This window comes from Serratia sp. NPDC087055 (assembly GCF_044900985.1).
Classification (GTDB): domain Bacteria; phylum Pseudomonadota; class Gammaproteobacteria; order Enterobacterales; family Enterobacteriaceae; genus Serratia.
On the sequence record NZ_JBJDOG010000001.1, the window covers coordinates 2050485 to 2064449 of the forward strand.

The 13965-nt window shown below is 51.6% G+C and carries 12 protein-coding genes; 7 read left to right on the forward strand and 5 right to left on the reverse strand.

The window, feature by feature from the left end:
* Positions 1 to 92: 92 nt before the first annotated feature.
* The 3 genes from ACI2J2_RS09765 to ACI2J2_RS09775 all read right to left on the reverse strand — a co-directional run bounded on the left by ACI2J2_RS09765 (position 93) and on the right by ACI2J2_RS09775 (position 2824).
* The gene (locus tag ACI2J2_RS09765; RefSeq protein WP_404759969.1) at positions 93 to 1061 is read right to left on the reverse strand and encodes a threonine/serine dehydratase; all 969 of its coding nucleotides are present in this window, start codon (positions 1059 to 1061) and stop codon (positions 93 to 95) included.
* 261 nt (positions 1062 to 1322) lie between these two features.
* Positions 1323 to 1835: a serine protease inhibitor ecotin gene (gene eco, locus ACI2J2_RS09770; RefSeq protein WP_404759970.1), complete on the reverse strand. Its 513-nt coding sequence runs from the start codon at positions 1833 to 1835 to the stop codon at positions 1323 to 1325.
* A 140-nt stretch (positions 1836 to 1975) separates the two neighbouring features.
* Complete coding sequence (locus tag ACI2J2_RS09775) at positions 1976 to 2824, reverse strand: 5'-methylthioadenosine/S-adenosylhomocysteine nucleosidase (protein ID WP_404759971.1); 849 nt, start codon at positions 2822 to 2824, stop codon at positions 1976 to 1978.
* 138 nt (positions 2825 to 2962) lie between these two features.
* On the opposite strand from ACI2J2_RS09775, the gene ACI2J2_RS09780 reads away from it, so the two are divergent.
* The gene (locus ACI2J2_RS09780) at positions 2963 to 3715 is read left to right on the forward strand and encodes a phosphatase PAP2 family protein (protein ID WP_404759972.1); all 753 of its coding nucleotides are present in this window, start codon (positions 2963 to 2965) and stop codon (positions 3713 to 3715) included.
* Between the two features lie 5 nt (positions 3716 to 3720).
* On the forward strand, positions 3721 to 4326 hold the full coding sequence (gene ybjG / locus ACI2J2_RS09785) for an undecaprenyl-diphosphate phosphatase (RefSeq protein WP_209632505.1): 606 nt from the start codon (positions 3721 to 3723) through the stop codon (positions 4324 to 4326).
* 40 nt (positions 4327 to 4366) lie between these two features.
* Here ybjG and ACI2J2_RS09790 read toward each other — a convergent pair whose 3' ends face one another.
* Positions 4367 to 5200 carry a hypothetical protein gene (locus ACI2J2_RS09790; protein ID WP_265555355.1) on the reverse strand — a complete coding sequence of 278 codons (834 nt, stop codon included), beginning with the start codon at positions 5198 to 5200 and terminating at the stop codon, positions 4367 to 4369.
* A 223-nt stretch (positions 5201 to 5423) separates the two neighbouring features.
* On the opposite strand from ACI2J2_RS09790, the gene deoC reads away from it, so the two are divergent.
* The 4 genes from deoC to ACI2J2_RS09810 all read left to right on the forward strand — a co-directional run bounded on the left by deoC (position 5424) and on the right by ACI2J2_RS09810 (position 10886).
* Complete coding sequence (deoC, locus tag ACI2J2_RS09795; RefSeq protein WP_209632504.1) at positions 5424 to 6104, forward strand: deoxyribose-phosphate aldolase; 681 nt, start codon at positions 5424 to 5426, stop codon at positions 6102 to 6104.
* A gap of 288 nt (positions 6105 to 6392) precedes the next feature.
* Positions 6393 to 7157, forward strand: a complete 765-nt coding sequence (gene deoR / locus ACI2J2_RS09800; protein WP_209632503.1) for a DNA-binding transcriptional repressor DeoR — start codon at positions 6393 to 6395, stop codon at positions 7155 to 7157.
* 969 nt (positions 7158 to 8126) lie between these two features.
* Complete coding sequence (locus ACI2J2_RS09805) at positions 8127 to 9428, forward strand: HAAAP family serine/threonine permease (protein ID WP_404759973.1); 1302 nt, start codon at positions 8127 to 8129, stop codon at positions 9426 to 9428.
* A 90-nt stretch (positions 9429 to 9518) separates the two neighbouring features.
* The gene (locus tag ACI2J2_RS09810) at positions 9519 to 10886 is read left to right on the forward strand and encodes an L-serine ammonia-lyase (protein WP_265555244.1); all 1368 of its coding nucleotides are present in this window, start codon (positions 9519 to 9521) and stop codon (positions 10884 to 10886) included.
* Positions 10887 to 10928: 42 nt separating this feature from the next.
* Here ACI2J2_RS09810 and ACI2J2_RS09815 read toward each other — a convergent pair whose 3' ends face one another.
* Complete coding sequence (locus ACI2J2_RS09815; RefSeq protein ID WP_209632500.1) at positions 10929 to 12134, reverse strand: serine hydrolase; 1206 nt, start codon at positions 12132 to 12134, stop codon at positions 10929 to 10931.
* Positions 12135 to 12597: 463 nt separating this feature from the next.
* Between ACI2J2_RS09815 and ACI2J2_RS09820 the strand changes: the two genes are divergently transcribed.
* Positions 12598 to 13965, forward strand: coding sequence for a pyridoxal-phosphate dependent enzyme (locus tag ACI2J2_RS09820; RefSeq protein WP_404759974.1), 1368 nt, complete (start codon positions 12598 to 12600; stop codon positions 13963 to 13965).

A 13965-nucleotide genomic window follows, 5' to 3' on the forward strand; every position in this document is an offset into this window, starting at 1 on the left:
GTCCCGCCTTTTTAGGTTCAAGACTATCGGGTTTTTTGTTGCCTGTAGAAAATCACCGGCTGAAATAATCGCCCAAACGCTTATGCGATCAATCAGAGACTTTGCGAGTAGCTCACCCATTTACTCATATCTTGATGGGATATATTTCCACCGCATACGACAAGCCCAATCACGGCATTATCGGGCAGCGTGGGGGCAATTGACATAGCGGCAGGTATGAGCGTTCCAGATGCCAGTTCAACCCATAACTTCGCCTCTTCGCCAAACGCAACCATACCTTCCACGGCGGCCTTATCCGATACCACAATGATGTCCTCAACATAAGCGTGAGCATGGGCAAGCATCATTTCGTCAATGACGGGTACACCGAGAGTAGAAATAATCGACGTAATCTCAACGTTAACAGGCTTACCCGCGCGAAGTGCCTGATGCATTGAACTGGCGCCGGACGTTTCAACACCCCAAATTCGGATATCGGGCTTAATCGCTTTCAAAACCGTGGCCGCTCCCGCCAGCATGCCACCACCACCAACGGCAATAAAAACATCGGTCAACTCAGGACAATCGGCAATAAATTCAAGCGCGAGCGTTCCATGCCCTTCAGCTATCAACGAATCGTTACAATCATCGATGACGACATATCCTTCATTGGCCAATGCTTTAGCCCGCTCAAACGCAGCCTGAACATCGGTTTCTATAATGACGACGCTGCCCAGCTCACGAACCCTGTCGATAGCCGTTGCAGGGGCGCTTGGCGGCATAATGATAGTAACGTCAGCGGCAAAAATTTTCGCTGCCTCGGCTATCGCGATACCAAAATTACCGCCACTCACGGCAACAAACCGGTTATTTTCGAAATTGTCTGCCAGCTTCAAAAACTTATTTAGCACCCCCCGCGCCTTAAAAGAGCCACCAAGCTGGGTGTTTTCCAGTTTCAGAAAAACTGGCCTTTGAATTTTTTCGGCCAGTTTCGAACCGGGTATGGCTGGCGTCCGAATAATCTTCCCAGATAAACGTTCTGCTGCTTCAACGATGGCGTTAAATTCAATTAATTTTGTCATGTTTGCCCAGTCAGGTGGATGTTACTGTTGTAAGTAGGCATAAAGCTAACCGTGTTTTTCTGTGCCTTACGGTAGACTCCTGCCTTTTTTATCGACACCAAACTACAGGCTTTTACTGCCGTTTTCTATGGCTTCGCACCAGGGTGCGATAAGCAAAAAAAAGCCCGCCAAGGGGGCCATTGCCAACGGCACAATGCACTCCCAAGACGGGCCTTTTTCTGGAAATTACTTAGCTGAGCTAATGATTAGCTCGTATCGATATTACTTCTGCTCTGCTTTGCTCACGGTGTCTTCCGCTTTCCATACGCGGTATTTCACTTCCACATCTTTCGGTACGTAGACCACGATTGGCAAGCGGCTGTTGTAGCGTTGCATGGCAGCGTCACCAAGGTTGGCGGCGATAAATTTCTGCTGCTTGGTATTATCTGGGCAAGCCATCATGGTTGACGCTGGCTCAGACAGTTTTTCCAATACCAGGTAGTCGTAGCCCCAACCAGAAAGCGTTTTGCTTTCCAGCGTGCCGCCGATCATGTGGTGGTTACAGTCCACTTCCAGCGTTTTGCCGATCAGCAGTTCCACTTTGAAATTTTCTTCATGTTCCTGCTTCGGCAGGTAAATGACCTGACGGTTCATGCCTTTCTCAGCCTTCGGATATGGCGCGACCTTCTCGAGCGGCTGTTTGCTGATATCGGTGTCTTCGGCAGAGGTGGCAGCAATGGCGCTGGCAGAAACGGCCATCAGCAGGCCGGAAAATACGACAGATACCTTGTTCATGTTTTATCCCTACAGTTTATTAAGCTCACCGCTCATAAACTAATACACTACCGACAAGCCCGCCAGTAGTTTAATCTTCTTTACAATGTGTAATGGTCAGTGACAAAAACCCGACAATAACCATTATCTGGGATAAATCATTATTGAGGTGCGTTTTTGGCTATATAAGCCTTAACGACCTGATAGACATAATCCTGGCACGCAAGGCCCGTCTGTGGGTCGTATTTACCCTGATTAGTGATATTGTTCGACAGTACGCGAATACCAATAAACGGAATGTTAAAGGCGGCAGCAATCTGTGCGGCTGAGGCCGTTTCCATCTCTTCAACCGAGGTATGATAATTGGCGTGGAAAAAACTGATGCGGTCCAGCTCGCTGTTCCAGACATCGGCGGACCCAATCACGCCTTCAACCACCTTGCCTTGGGTGTAGCTGTCTTTAACTCCCTCAGCGACAGCCAACAGTTTGCCATCTGCCGGGAATTGACGGATCGTGTGGGCATTTTTATCTTCACCCGCACTGCCTTTTGACGCCAACAGATCCATCGGCTGCCACTGTCGTGAGTCGCTGCCTTCGCCGGCCGCTTTCTTCGGGGTCTTAAACGCACCCAGGCTGACCGAATACTTACCCAACACAATGTCATACACCTTCAGTGCCGGGTCGTGCCCCCCCGCGGTCCCCTGATTGATGATCGCCACCGGATGAAAATGAGTCGCTGCAATCGCTGTAGCCGCCGCGGCATTAGACATGCCTTTCAGGGTTTCCGACACCACCACGGGATAGCCGTCTACCGTACCCTGCCAAAAACGCCAGCCGCCAATCTGCTCTTCACGCGGGTTGTCCAGACGCTGGGCAAAACGCTCCGCCTCCACTGGCATTGCGCCCTGCACGACAATAGGCGCAGCAGCAACGCTCTGCTGCGCCATAGCCAACGGTGAAAAAAACGTGTTACACGCAACCAACAGCGCAAGATTTAATTTTCTAGTCATCACCACATCATCCCAATAAAAAAGCAAACGATTACCTTAGCCGAAAGCGGTGCTCTCGCCTACCGCTTTCTGACGCCAACTCTCTGCTGCATTTAAGGTTTTCTTAAGACAGAATTATTACAGTACGACTATCTATTGATGTCACTGAGTCAGCGTGTGAACCCAAAACCTTCATTAAATCAATCCTCAACAACATCCCAAATTAAGACTAACGCCCTTTACTCACTGCCAGCATCCTTTTACCGTTGGCAGGTTTTGGGATTGATCGTCAGTGGTTTGTTGTTCCTGTGGCTTTCACGCAACGAGCAACTTGACTGGGCAATCAGCAATGACTGGTTCGATCCTGCCAGTGGGCATTTCCCTTGGCAGAACAATCACTGGCTGGATTTGATTAACCACCGCTTGCTGAAAATCAGTGTCATTACCGGTGCAGTATTGGCGCTATTTTGGGGAATCTACCGCCGTAACCCGCGCATGATCGTCACTATGGTGTTGATCGGTATAGGGCCATTGGTCGTTGGGATCCTGAAAGCCACCAGCGCGCATTCCTGCCCGTGGGATTTGATCGAGTACGGTGGCAAAGCAATGTCCTTCCCACTCTTCGGCACGGTACCTGCAGAACCTGGACCGGGACGCTGCTTCCCCGGTGGTCACGCCTCCAGTGGCTTTGCCGTAATGGCACTGTTTTTCCTGTTTTATCCACAACGCCCGCGCCTGGCTTACTGGTGCTGGTTTGGCGGTATTACGCTCGGCATGCTGATGGGTTTTGGTCAGGTGATGCGCGGTGCACATTTTCTTACCCATAACCTATGGGCAGGTTGGTGGGTTTGGTTCAGCCAATTGGCTGTTTATTGGACGGTAAGCGGTTTTATCCGCCGCAAGACGAGGTAAATATTATGGAGCAGTTGAATCATCTACTTTTCGCCTGGATCAATGCGACCCCGGCGTCCCCCGAGTGGTTAATTGATGTTGCCACCTTTTTGGCGCGCGATCTGATCATTATCGTGCCAGCGCTGATCATTGGGTTATGGCTGTGGGGGCCGCAGAGCCAGCTGGTATCACAGCGTGAAGTGGTTGCAAAAACGACGATAGCTCTGTTATTTGCCATGCTTGCCGCCGCCACTATCGGCATGCTGCTGCCACATGAACGACCCTTTGTTGCAGGTGTCGGCTACACCTTCCTGGCGCATGCCCCGGACAGTTCATTCCCCAGCGATCACGGAACCGCTATCTTTACCTTCGCCCTGGCCTTCTTGTTCTGGCATCGGGTCTGGTCAGGTATTTTGTTGCTGATCGTCGCAGGGGGTATTGCATGGTCCCGGGTTTATCTTGGCGTGCACTGGCCGCTGGACATGGTAGGCGGCTTCCTGCTTGGCCTGGTCGGTTGCTTGTTTGCCCAGCTGGTATGGAACCTGTTTGGTGACATCATCGCCACCAAACTGGCACGCCTGTACCGTTTCCTGTTTGCCTTCCCTATCCGTAAGGGCTGGGTGAAAGAATAAGCCCTTGCGCATTCCGGCAGGGGCAACGTAGCCCCTGCTCTCACACCACCCCGGTCGTCACACAAAACTCTCGCGTTTTTCCCACGGCTAACATCATCCCCGGCAATTGACTCTTTCCGTGCGGGCGGCACGTCGCAGGTTGAATAAACCTGAATGCGTGAAGGCCCCCCTGTTGCGTTACAGGGCGTAAACCATAGTTGAACTGCGCTGTGGAAAAGCGCGTGACATAACGCCGGCCTTTTGAAGCCAACATAAAGAACTCGGCCTGATCGACATACAGTGACAGATCGTCTGAACACAAGACCCCTTGTTCAGCAATATGGCCCGGTGGTGCCAGGGCCAGCACAGGCAAATTCTGCCGAAAAATCGCAGTAGGAATACAGCCATAGTTAAGCTGGCATACGTAACGGATCGGCAAGGGTTCATCCGCAAGGTTGGTGATATGCATTTCAAGGGTGAACTGTGCGCTGTCAGCCGCCAACCGCACGGCCGGGCGCAGCCGATATCGCTGATCTGCGGGTTCTCCCGACGCATAAAGCGACAGAGTCTGGCCGTCTATCTGCAGCCACACCTTCTGTTTACTTACTACTGAACCTTCCTGATACGGCCAGGGTGAATGAAAAGCAGAACTGCCCTCCAGTTTTCTCCTGACAAATCTGGTGCTACGGCGACCTGACTTTAATGAGTAGCCATCAAAATCGGCATCCCAAATCGTCAGATCACGGAAAGGAAGCACGCTTAACACACCACGGCTGTTTGCCAGCATCAGCACTTCCCCTGTTTCTTCGGTGCTGAACGCTGTAACAACAAAATCCGTATTGCGGAAAATCTCATCCGGTTGTGCCCTAAACTGCTCTGGCGCCAGATTTATCATTATATTCATTCTTTCCCCCTGGTTTTTCACGTGGGTAACCCTGTACTCAATATTAAATGTTATTTAAGTAACATTAAACACCCCGTATGTTACACACCAAACAGCCTAAAAACGATGATCTGTGCTTCATTTTTAAAACACCACTATGTTTAACGGCATTGCAATGTTATTATTCTAACATTACTCACATCATGCTTTGTTTAAACGTCAATAAGGAATCAAGATGACTACCGAAAACATCGATTACGCCCGTTATGTCGACCATACCTTGCTGGCAATGGATGCCACTGAAGCGCAAATCGCCAAATTGTGTGAAGAAGCACAACAGCACAATTTCTACGCCGTCTGCGTAAACTCAGGCTATGTGCCGTTGGCTGCACATCTGCTGCAAGAAAGCCAAGTGAAAATTTGCTCTGTCATTGGCTTCCCTCTGGGTGCCGGCCTGACCGTAGCCAAAGCCTTCGAAGCCAAAGCGGCTATTGCCGCTGGCGCGCAAGAAATTGACATGGTGATCAACGTGGGTTGGTTGAAAAGCGGCCTGCTGGAAGAAGTCAAAGCTGACATCGCCGCAGTGCGCGAGGTTTGCGCGGCGATCCCGTTGAAGGTAATATTGGAAACCTGCCTGCTCAGCGATGAACAGATCGTTCAGGTTTGTGAAATGTGTCGCGAACTCGATGTGGCTTTCGTTAAAACCTCTACTGGCTTCAGCACCGGTGGTGCTCGTGAAGAGCATGTCAAATTGATGCGTGCCACAGTAGGCAGTGAGATGGGTGTTAAAGCATCCGGCGCCGTGCGCGATCGCGCAACCGCCGAGAAGATGATTAAAGCAGGCGCTACTCGTATCGGCACCAGCTCTGGCGTAGCAATCGTTTCCGGTGATCAGGCTGCCGCAGGCAGCTACTGATAACCTGAGGCGCCCCAATATCGGGCGCGCGCCGTGATAATCTGATGCGGGGTAATATGTCCAGCCAATAGCTGGCCACTTATTACCCCGCATTTGTGTGTTTGGCCCTAGAGAAAACCGAGGCTGTACCCCGTCACTGCATGTGGGCACTGATCGTAGAGTAACGCGTGAAACATAAAGCCGCTCGAAACGTAAACGTGCCTTCAAAGGGTCAACGCCTTCGCGTTGCGGGCAATGATGGGACACGGCCTACTATATTGGCTCTTAACCCTGCGGGAAGACAGACAGATGGAAACACGGCGCGAAGAACGTATCAACCGGTTAGTGCAAGCGTTAAAGCGCTCTGACAAGATCCATTTAAAAGAAGCCGCCGTGCTGCTGGGCGTTTCTGAAATGACCATCCGCCGCGATCTCAGCGCGGAACCCGCTGCCGTGGTATTACTGGGTGGTTATGTTGTGGCAGATCCACGCAGTAACGGCGTGACCAACTACTTTGTATCCGATCAAAAAGCCAAGCAAGTCACCGAAAAACGCCGTATCGGTTTGCTCGCTGCAGCGCTGATCGGCGAAAATGACACGGTATTCTTCGATTGCGGCACCACCACCCCGGCGATCATAGATGCCATCGCTGATGAATTGGTCTTTACCGCAGTGTGCCACTCGCTCAACACCTTCCTAGCCTTGCAGGACAAACCCAACTGTAAAGTGATTTTGTGCGGTGGTGAATTCCGACCGAACAACTACATTTTCACGGCGGTTGGCCGCCACAACGAGCTGGATCATATCTGCCCTAATATCGCCTTCATTTCCGCCGCCGGACTGAGCCTGCAGCATGGCGCAACCTGTTTTAACTTTGATGAGTTAGAAATGAAGCACCGGGCCCTTAAGATGTCGCAACAAAAGATCCTGGTGGCAGATCACAGCAAATTCGGCAAAACCAAACCTGCCTGTATCGGTCCACTGACCCATTTCGACCGCGTGATCACCGATCGCCAGCCTGACCCACAGTTTGCGGAATTTTTCACCGAAAATGCGATAGCCATTCGTTTTTAATCTGCACTTCACCGTCGGTATTTGCCGACGGTAGGCTTCATTCTGCTCTTTATCATCCTTCAAAGACGAACAAATAACGTGCAATTGATTCGCTAATTTCTTTATCCGCACCCAATGTCAGGTTAATAAATTGCAACAGTTTGTCAGACTTATTCCTCTAACAGGAAAGAATCTGAAGTGATAATACTTTCTCTCTACGTCTAACAACCCTTTTATATGATAAATAGCGATAACTTCCACAAGATAAATATCAACAATTTCGTAACCTTGTCGCTTTAAATATAACCAAGTTGTTTTATTTATATGATGAATGGTTAAGCATTTAGTCCCGTTAATCGATCAATTAGTTTACCTGCGTTATTAGCTGGATATTGAAAATTAATCATTATATAACAACGCGTTAATTGAAATTCCACTTAGAATAGCAATGTGATCTACGTCACTAAAACCGCTTAATCCGGGTTTTTAGCTAGATCCAAACCCACGCTTAAAATATATTGCTCGGCTTGCTGACAACGGCAGTGTTTTATCTGGTTACAGATTAGCGATACCCGATAAACCCTGAAAGATTTATGAGAGCGTTCTCAGCATGAAACCTTACACAAGCGCGCAACATATGCATGAAAAACCAATAAAAAAGCAGTTAGCCGCACACATTACGCATTTGAGAGCATGATCACGGTTGTTTCTACTGTAAATCGTTATCTTGCCGCCAACGAAAATCGGCAGGCAATGACCTCCCGGCAGCGGTACCGATATGATGCCTTCAACAGGCTAAATATCCTTTGATTAGTTATCCGGCATACGTGCCCACGGTAATTAGCATAATAAACAACCAGGGGGAGGCCAGCTATCCCCGCAAGCAGCACCTGATTCTTACCGATGCCGCGATCTCATATTGCGTCATTCGGTCTTAACCTTAAGTTTTGCCTTTAATTTTAAATTATCGTGTTCACTTCGGAGATATTTATGGACACTACACAGACCGGCACCATTGCCTCTGCGGCTTCTGGCTCTACCAGTACCTGGCGTAAAACCGACACCATGTGGATGTTGGGCCTGTACGGCACCGCGATCGGCGCGGGCGTATTGTTCCTGCCAATCAACGCCGGTATCGGTGGGCTGATTCCCCTGATCATCATGGCCATCATCGCTTTCCCGATGACCTTCTTCGCCCACCGTGGCCTGTGCCGTTTCGTTCTCTCTGGCAAAAATGCCGGTGAAGACATCACCGAAGTGGTTGAAGAACACTTCGGGATTAGCGCCGGTAAGCTGATCACCCTGCTTTACTTCTTTGCAATTTATCCAATCCTGTTGGTTTATAGCGTCGCCATCACTAACACCGTTGACAGCTTCATTACTCACCAATTGGGTATGGCCTCGCCGCCACGTGCCATCCTGTCTCTGATCCTGATTGTCGGCCTGATGACCATTGTGCGTTTCGGTGAGCAAGCTATCGTGAAGACCATGAGTATCCTGGTATTCCCGTTTGTTGGCGTGCTGATGTTGCTGGCTCTGTACCTGATCCCTAACTGGACTACCGCCATTTTCGACAATGTGTCACTGTCCGGTGCCGGTACTGATATGAGCCACGGTCTGATCATGACCCTGTGGCTGGCCATTCCTGTGATGGTGTTCTCCTTCAACCATTCACCTATTATCTCCGCTTTCGCCGTAGCCAAGCGTGAAGAATACGGTCAGGAAGAAGCAGAGAAGAAATGCTCCCGCATTCTGGGTTATGCCCACATCATGATGGTACTAACCGTGATGTTCTTCGTGTTCAGCTGCGTGCTGAGCCTGACACCGGAAAACCTGGCAGAAGCCAAGGCACAGAACATCTCTATCCTGTCTTACCTGGCTAACCACTTTAACAACCCGATGATCGCTTACATCGCGCCAGTTATCGCCTTTATCGCCATCACCAAGTCGTTCCTGGGGCACTATCTGGGCGCACGTGAAGGCTTTAATGGCCTGATTGCCAAATCGATGAAGAGCCGCGGTAAAACCATCAGCACCAACAAGCTGAACCGTATCACCGCTATCTTTATGCTGGTAACCACCTGGATTGTTGCGACCCTGAACCCAAGCATCCTGGGCATGATCGAAACTCTGGGTGGCCCAATCATCGCCATGCTGCTGTTCCTGATGCCAATGTATGCCATCCGTAAAGTACCGGCCATGCGCAAGTACAGCGGCCACATCAGCAACGTGTTTGTGGTAGTGATGGGCCTGATTGCCATCTCCGCCATCACGTTTAGCCTGATCGGCTAATCACGCCCAGCCGGCGCTCCCTGCGCCGGCTTCTCTGCACGGCCCCCTTTCCTGTACTAACGCCTAACACCTGAAGAAGGAGGCGAAACCATGGTCAGCGTTTTCGATATTTTCAAAATTGGTATTGGTCCATCCAGCTCCCACACCGTCGGCCCGATGAAAGCCGGCAAGCTGTTCACCGATGAGTTGATTGCCAGCCAGCAGTTGATGGATACCACCCGTGTAGTGGTCGACGTCTATGGTTCGTTATCTCTGACCGGTAAAGGTCATCACACCGATATTGCCATCATCATGGGACTGGCGGGCAATTTGCCGCACGACGTGGATATCGACGGTATTGCCGGTTTTATCCACGACGTTGGGCAACGCGGTCGCCTGTTGCTGGCCAATGGCCATCACGAAGTGGATTTCCCGCTGCAAACCAGCATGAACTTCCACGGAGACAATTTGCCGCTGCATGAAAACGGCATGCGTATCCGCGCGTTCGCCAATGAGCAGTTGCTGCACAGCAAAACCTATTACTCGACCGGCGGGGGGTTTATCGTCGATGAAGAGCATTTCGGCCTGGCCGCGGCAAACCCGATACAGGTGCCCTTCCCGTTCGCCTCCGCACGAGACTTGCAACAACACTGCAAAGACGCCGGCCTGTCGCTGTCCGGCCTGGTGATGCAAAACGAATTGGCATTGCACAGCAAGGCCGAGATTGACGCGCATTTCGCCGACGTCTGGCAGGTGATGCGCGACGGTATCGAACGTGGCATGAACACCGAAGGCCTATTGCCTGGCCCGATGAAGGTCCAGCGCCGCGCCGCCGCTTTGCGCCGCATGCTGGTCACCGGCGACAAAAACAATATCGATCCGATGAACGTGGTTGATTGGATCAATATGTTCGCCTTTGCCGTCAACGAAGAAAACGCCGCCGGTGGCCGCGTGGTGACGGCCCCGACCAACGGTGCCTGTGGCATCATCCCGGCGGTGCTGGCCTATTACGACCAATTTATTCGCCCGGTTAATCCAAATTCCTACAGCCGTTACTTCCTGACATCCGGTGTGATCGGCGCGTTGTACAAAATGAACGCGTCTATTTCCGGGGCCGAAGTGGGCTGCCAGGGGGAAGTGGGCGTTGCCTGTTCAATGGCGGCTGCGGGATTGGCAGAATTGATGGGCGGTAGCCCGGCACAGGTTTGCATCGCGGCGGAGATCGCCATGGAGCACCACCTGGGGTTGACGTGTGACCCACTGGCCGGTCAGGTTCAGGTGCCTTGTATCGAACGTAACGCGATTTCCGCGGTGAAAGCGGTCAATGCCGCACGTATGGCGCTACGTCGCACCAGTGAGCCGCGGGTGTGCCTGGATAAGGTCATAGAGACCATGTATGAAACGGGTAAAGACATGAACGCCAAATACCGCGAGACGTCGCAGGGCGGATTGGCGATCAAAGTGGTCGCCTGTAACTGATAAAAAAATAAGGGCGCAATTTATCATTGCGCCCTTTTATGGTTAACCGAATACGCTGCCGAACCACTGGGTCAGCTTCATCATCACCATGTCCCAGATACGGCTGAAGAAGTTACCTTCTTTCACTTCCTGCATCGCCACCAACGGGTATTGCTCAATGGTTTTGCCGTCGAGCTGGAAATCAATGGTGCCGACGACCTGATTTTTCGCCAATGGCGCTTCCAGCGTCGCCTGATTCAGTTTGTAACTGGCCTTCAGGTTTTTCATTTGCCCTTTCGGGATAGTCACGGCTGCATCTTTCGCTACGCCCAACGGTACTTCATTGACGTCACCAAACCACACTTTCTGAGTAACAAAGGGTTTGTCGGTTTTGATCGGTGTGGCAGTTTCGTAGAAGCGGAAACCCCAGGTCAGCAATTTTTCACTTTCGCTAAAGCGGATACGATCGCTCGGCGCGCCCAGCACTACCGAGATCAGACGCATAGGACCGTCAGTGGCCGATGCGACCAGGTTATGACCCGCACCGCCGGTATAACCGGTTTTGATGCCATCCACGTTCAGATTCGAGCTCCACAGCAGGCGGTTGCGGTTAATCTGGCGGATCTTGTTGAAGGTGAATTCTTTTTCTTTATGCAGCGCGTACTCATCAGGCACATCGCGGATCAGCGCCTGGCTCAGCAATGCCATATCGCGTGCTGTGCTGTACTGACCTTCCGCATCCAGGCCATGTACCGTCAGGAAATGGGTATTCTGCAGGCCCAGAGATTTGGCGTAGTTGTTCATTAACCCAACAAACGAATCCTGACTGCCTGCGACATAATCGGCCAACGCAATACTGGCGTCGTTACCCGACTGAATGACAATGCCCTTGTTCAGCTCCATCACCGGTACCTGATCGCCCGGTTTGATAAACATCAGTGAAGACCCACGCAGTGCCGGGTTACCGGTTGCCCATGCGTCTTTGCCTACGGTCACCATATCTTCCGGCTTGATCTTGCCGGCCTTGATCGCCTGCCCGATCACATAGCTGGACATGATCTTGGTCAGACTGGCGGGATCCAAGCGGGTATCGGCGTTGCCCTCCGTCAGGATTTTGCCGCTGTTGTAATCCATCAGCACATAGGCCTTGGCATCAATCTGCGGGGCAGCCGGCGCGTCGGCCGCCTGTACAACAGGAGCCGCCAACAACAGTATGCTGACGCTAAACGTTAATTTCTTCAGGGTGGTGGATAAGTTTCTTTTCATCATGACGTCGCCAGAGTGTCCATTCAAATCATTGAAATAGCGTTAACTTTCAAACATATTCACGTTTTCAGCCAACCAGCGAGAGTAGCCCGGCACGCGTTTGCCAACCGCAGACTCCCTGCGGCCCCATGACGGGTGAACGGCGCACCAAAAATGCCCTTGCTGTGAGTTTATTAGATTCATCTTATTTTTGCAGGGTTTAGCGTGAATTTTCAGCATTTTTACATAACTGTACGCTGTTACGCGTAAATTGGATGAAAAGCCTGCTGTGCGCCGTTTTTTTAAACAACTCACGGCCACACGGCTGAACATCTGCACCGCTGCACATCTATGCCTCCACACGTCCAAATTGAATTAATATATTCCAAAAAAGCATATTGAGTGGTTATTTGTTCTTTTTAATACGCTTATTTGCAGCGCTATCATCCAAATAACGGCCATTAAACCGAATTATTCTGGAGATCCCATGGCAATACCCCACTCCGTCATCGACATGATCGGCAACACCCCAATGTTGGAACTGACCCAGTTCGATACCGGCCCCTGTCGGCTTTTCATCAAGCTGGAGAACCAAAACCCAGGTGGCTCAATCAAAGACCGCGTTGCCTTATCGATGATCGAACAGGCAGAACGTGATGGAAGCCTACAACCCGGCGGCACCATCATTGAAGCCACTGCGGGAAATACAGGTTTGGGGCTGGCCCTGGTGGCAGCACTGAAGGGGTATAAGCTGGTGTTGGTTGTGCCGGACAAAATGAGCCGGGAGAAGATTTTCCATCTGCGTGCACTGGGTGTGGACGTCGTGTTAACCCGCTCCGATGTAGGTAAAGGCCATCCGGCTTACTATCAGGATTACGCAAAACGCCTAGCGAGCGAGATCCCCGGGGCGTTATATATCGATCAGTTTAATAACCCAGCCAATCCGGCGGCTCATACCCATACCACCGCACCGGAGCTTTGGCAGCAGATGGACCACCAGGTCGATGCCATCGTCGTCGGTGTCGGTTCCGGCGGCACGCTGGGTGGGCTGAGCCACTATTTCGCCGAGGTATCACCGCAAACCGAGTTCGTGTTGGCGGACCCGGCAGGTTCAATCCTGGCGGACTATCTCGATAACGGCCAGATCGGTGAGGCGGGCAGTTGGCTGGTTGAAGGCATCGGCGAAGATTTCGTCCCGCCACTCAGCGACTTCAATCAAGTACGTAACGCCTACCGTATCGGAGACGCCGAGGCATTTACTACAGCACGCGACCTGCTACGCAAAGAGGGTGTACTGGCAGGTTCTTCCACCGGCACGCTGCTGGCAGCCGCATTGCGCTATTGCCAGGCGCAGACCGAACCCAAACGCGTGGTCACGTTCGTCTGCGACAGCGGTAATAAATACCTGTCTAAAATGTATAACGACCATTGGATGCTGGAACAAGGTCTGTTAAGCAAACCACAGCATGGCGATCTGCGCGATCTGATCGCCTATCGTCATGACGAAGGGGCTGCGGTATCGGTAGCCCCCGAAGACACTCTGGCGATCGTTCATGCCCGTATGCGTCTGTATGATATCTCACAGTTACCCGTGCTGGAAGGCGATCGCGTTGTGGGTCTCATCGACGAATGGGACCTGCTTAATACCGTACAGGCGGATGCTAACCACTTTAGCCTCCCCGCCACCCGCGCCATGACTCATTCCGTCAAGACGTTGCAAAAAGAAGCCAGTTATCAGGATTTACTCGCCACGTTCAATCACGGGCACGTGGCTGTGGTGCTTGATGGTGAGCGCTTCCTCGGTTTGATTACCCGCACAGACGTACTTAACGCCTGGCGCCAAAAATTACGTTAA

What these genes read in the sequence shown, in the direction of transcription:
- ACI2J2_RS09765 (WP_404759969.1), bottom strand. Translation starts at nt 1,061, where the DNA reads ATGACAAAATTAATTGAATTTAACGCCATCGTTGAAGCAGCAGAACGT.
- eco (WP_404759970.1), bottom strand. Translation starts at nt 1,835, where the DNA reads ATGAACAAGGTATCTGTCGTATTTTCCGGCCTGCTGATGGCCGTTTCT.
- ACI2J2_RS09775 (WP_404759971.1), bottom strand. Translation starts at nt 2,824, where the DNA reads ATGACTAGAAAATTAAATCTTGCGCTGTTGGTTGCGTGTAACACGTTT.
- ACI2J2_RS09780 (WP_404759972.1), top strand. Translation starts at nt 2,963, where the DNA reads ATGTCACTGAGTCAGCGTGTGAACCCAAAACCTTCATTAAATCAATCC.
- ybjG (WP_209632505.1), top strand. Translation starts at nt 3,721, where the DNA reads ATGGAGCAGTTGAATCATCTACTTTTCGCCTGGATCAATGCGACCCCG.
- ACI2J2_RS09790 (WP_265555355.1), bottom strand. Translation starts at nt 5,200, where the DNA reads ATGATAAATCTGGCGCCAGAGCAGTTTAGGGCACAACCGGATGAGATT.
- deoC (WP_209632504.1), top strand. Translation starts at nt 5,424, where the DNA reads ATGACTACCGAAAACATCGATTACGCCCGTTATGTCGACCATACCTTG.
- deoR (WP_209632503.1), top strand. Translation starts at nt 6,393, where the DNA reads ATGGAAACACGGCGCGAAGAACGTATCAACCGGTTAGTGCAAGCGTTA.
- ACI2J2_RS09805 (WP_404759973.1), top strand. Translation starts at nt 8,127, where the DNA reads ATGGACACTACACAGACCGGCACCATTGCCTCTGCGGCTTCTGGCTCT.
- ACI2J2_RS09810 (WP_265555244.1), top strand. Translation starts at nt 9,519, where the DNA reads ATGGTCAGCGTTTTCGATATTTTCAAAATTGGTATTGGTCCATCCAGC.
- ACI2J2_RS09815 (WP_209632500.1), bottom strand. Translation starts at nt 12,134, where the DNA reads ATGATGAAAAGAAACTTATCCACCACCCTGAAGAAATTAACGTTTAGC.
- ACI2J2_RS09820 (WP_404759974.1), top strand. Translation starts at nt 12,598, where the DNA reads ATGGCAATACCCCACTCCGTCATCGACATGATCGGCAACACCCCAATG.